This is a genomic window from Bradyrhizobium sp. (assembly GCF_016462955.1).
In the GTDB taxonomy this organism is placed as follows: Bacteria; Pseudomonadota; Alphaproteobacteria; order Rhizobiales; family Xanthobacteraceae; genus Bradyrhizobium.
Genome location: NZ_JAEMSD010000328.1, coordinates 1 through 2,916, shown reverse-complemented (window position 1 = coordinate 2,916; position 2,916 = coordinate 1). Strand labels below are relative to the sequence as shown.

The 2,916-nt window shown below is 66.5% G+C and carries 2 protein-coding genes and 1 pseudogene; all 3 read left to right on the top strand.

Annotated features, from left to right (window positions below; all coding sequences use genetic code 11):
• Positions 1-1,223 (top strand): DegQ family serine endoprotease (locus JHD07_RS26870; protein ID WP_291627540.1); only part of this gene is annotated, 1,223 nt, incomplete at its 5' end.
• A complete protein-coding gene (locus JHD07_RS26865; protein WP_291627538.1) occupies positions 1,220-2,557 on the top strand; it encodes a replication-associated recombination protein A in 1,338 nt (445 codons plus the stop codon). The genes JHD07_RS26870 and JHD07_RS26865, both read left to right, overlap by 4 nt.
• Before the next feature lie 52 nt (positions 2,558-2,609).
• Positions 2,610-2,916, top strand: a pseudogene (locus JHD07_RS26860) (hypothetical protein); the annotation flags it as partial.

Genomic DNA, 2,916 nt, shown 5'->3' with positions numbered 1-2,916 from the left:
TGCAGAACCGCAATCCGCTGCTGGACGACCCGATCTTCCGCCGCTTCTTCGGCGTTCCCGGCCAGCAGCCCGAGCAGATGCAGCGCTCGCTCGGCTCCGGCGTCATCGTCGATGCTTCCGGCCTCGTCGTCACCAATGTCCACGTCATTGAGGGCGCGGACCAGGTGAAAGTGTCGCTGTCGGACAAGCGCGAGTTCGAGGCCGAGATCCTGCTGAAGGATTCCCGCACCGATCTCGCCGTGCTGCGCCTGAAGGATGCCAAGGAGAAGTTCCCGACGCTCGACTTCACCAATTCCGACGAGCTGTTGGTTGGCGACATCGTGCTCGCGATCGGCAATCCCTTCGGCGTCGGCCAGACGGTGACCCACGGCATCATCTCGGCGCTGGCGCGCACGCAGGTCGGCATCACCGACTATCAGTTCTTCATCCAGACCGATGCGGCGATCAACCCCGGCAATTCCGGCGGCGCGCTGGTCGACATGGCTGGCAGGCTCGCAGGCATCAACACCGCGATCTATTCGCGCTCAGGCGGCTCGCAAGGCATCGGCTTTGCGATTCCCGCCAACATGGTGCGCGTCGTGGTCGCCTCCGCCAAGAGCGGCGGCAAGGCGGTGAAGCGGCCATGGCTCGGGGCAAAACTGCAGGCGGTGACGCCCGAGATCGCCGAGAGCCTGGGGCTGCGCTCGCCGACTGGTGCGCTGGTCGCGAGCGTGGTGTCGAACGGTCCGGCGGCGAAGGCGGGCCTGAAATCCTCCGACCTCATCACCGGAATCGATGGGCAGCTCGTCGATGATCCCAACGCCTTCGACTACCGTTTCGCGACCCGTCCGCTCGGCGGCACCGCGCAGATCGACGTGCAGCGCGGCGGCAAGCCGGTGAAGCTGAGCGTCGTGCTGGAGACCGCCCCCGATGCAGGTCGCAACGAACTCGTCGTCACCGCGCGCTCGCCGTTCCAGGGCGCGAAGGTCTCGACGATCACGCCGGCTGTCGCCGACGAGCTGCGTCTTGACGCCGACACCGAAGGCGTCGTGATCACCGAAATCGGCGGGGATACCGCGGCCGCGAATGTCGGCTTCCAGAAGGGCGACATCATCCTGGCCGTCAACAACCAGAAGATCAGCAAGACTGCGGACCTCGAAAAGGCCGCGGGCGAACGACCGCGGATCTGGCGCATCACGGTGGTGCGCGGCGGCCAGCAGATCAACGTCACGCTGGGCGGATGAGTCCGAAGCGACCACAGCAGACGCCGACTCTCTTCGCCGCGGCGGGGCTCGACCACGACGCCCCGCATCCGCTGCCGGATCGGCTGCGCCCGCGCGCGCTGTCGGAGGTCGTCGGCCAGGACCACATCCTCGGCCCTGATGGTGCGCTGACGCGCATGCTGGAGACGCGCACGCTGGGCTCGCTCATCTTCTGGGGGCCGCCCGGCACCGGCAAGACCACGGTGGCGCGGCTCCTGGCGGATGCGACCGATCTGCATTTCGAGCAGATCTCCGCGGTTTTCTCCGGCGTGGCCGATCTGAAGAAGGCGTTCGATGCTGCGCGCGCCCGCCGCGAGATGGGCAAGGGCACGCTGCTGTTCGTCGACGAGGTGCATCGCTTCAAACGCGCCCAGCAGGATTCGTTTCTGCCCGTGATGGAAGACGGTACCGTGGTGATGGTCGGCGCCACCACCGAAAACCCGTCCTTCGAGCTCAATGCGGCGTTGCTCTCTCGCGCGCGCGTGCTGGTGTTCCGCTCGCTCGATGCCGCTGCGATCGAAAAACTGTTCGCGCATGCCGAGGCCGTCGAGGGCAGGAAGCTTCCACTCGACGCCGAGGCGCGCGCCGTGCTGGTCCGCATGGCCGACGGCGATGGCCGTGCCTCCCTGACGCTCGCCGAAGAGGTCTGGCGTTCGGCGCGAGCGGACGAGATTTTCAATGCCGCTCAGTTGCAGGACATCCTGCAACGCCGCGCGCCGATCTACGACAAATCGGCCGACGGCCATTACAACCTGATCTCGGCGCTGCATAAATCGGTGCGCGGCTCCGACCCCGACGCGGCGCTGTATTATCTCGCGCGCATGCTCGATGCCGGCGAGGACCCGCTGTTCCTGGCCCGCCGCGTTGTGCGCATGGCGGTGGAGGATATCGGCCTTGCCGATCCGCAGGCGCTGATCATCGCCAATGCAGCGAAAGACGCCTTCGACTTCCTCGGCCATCCCGAGGGCGAACTCGCGATCGCGCAGGCGGTGGTCTATCTCGCCACCGCGCCGAAATCGAACGCGGTCTACACCGCTTTCAAGGCGGCGATGCAGACCGCCAAGCAGGCGGGATCGCTGCTGCCGCCAAAGCACATCCTCAATTCCCCGACCAAGTTGATGAAGTCGGAAGGCTATGGCGCGGCTTACGAATACGACCACGATGCCCCCGATGCCTTCTCCGGCCAGGACTACTTCCCGGAGGCCCTGGGCCGCCAGACCTTCTACGACCCGCCCGAGCGCGGCTTCGAGCGCGAGATCAGGAAGCGGCTGGATTACTGGGCCAAGCTGCGCAAGGAGCGGGGCGGGACGGGCTAGATGCGGCCATTTCGCCGTGACGACAGCCGGCTTTTGGGGTACGCAGGCTGCCATGAGCCGCCGCATCAAAAGAACTGATCCAAAGCCCCGTTCGCGCGACGAGCGCAAGGAGGCGCGCCCCTTCAAGGCCCGTAGCACCAAGAATTCGGGATCGCGCCCAGGCGGTAAGCCGAGTGGCAAGCCACCGCGCTTCGCGAGCGAGCGCGCCGAGCGGCGTGCGCCCAACATCGAACTGGAAAGGCCTGCGCCCGAAAAGCCCGTCGAGGCATTGCTGCCGACCAAGGTGCAGACCGTCACCGTCACGGCGGACGAGAACACCATGCGCGTCGATCGTTTCCTCGAAGCGCGCTTTCCCGGCC

What these genes read in the sequence shown, in the direction of transcription:
- JHD07_RS26865 (WP_291627538.1), top strand. Translation starts at nt 1,220, where the DNA reads ATGAGTCCGAAGCGACCACAGCAGACGCCGACTCTCTTCGCCGCGGCG.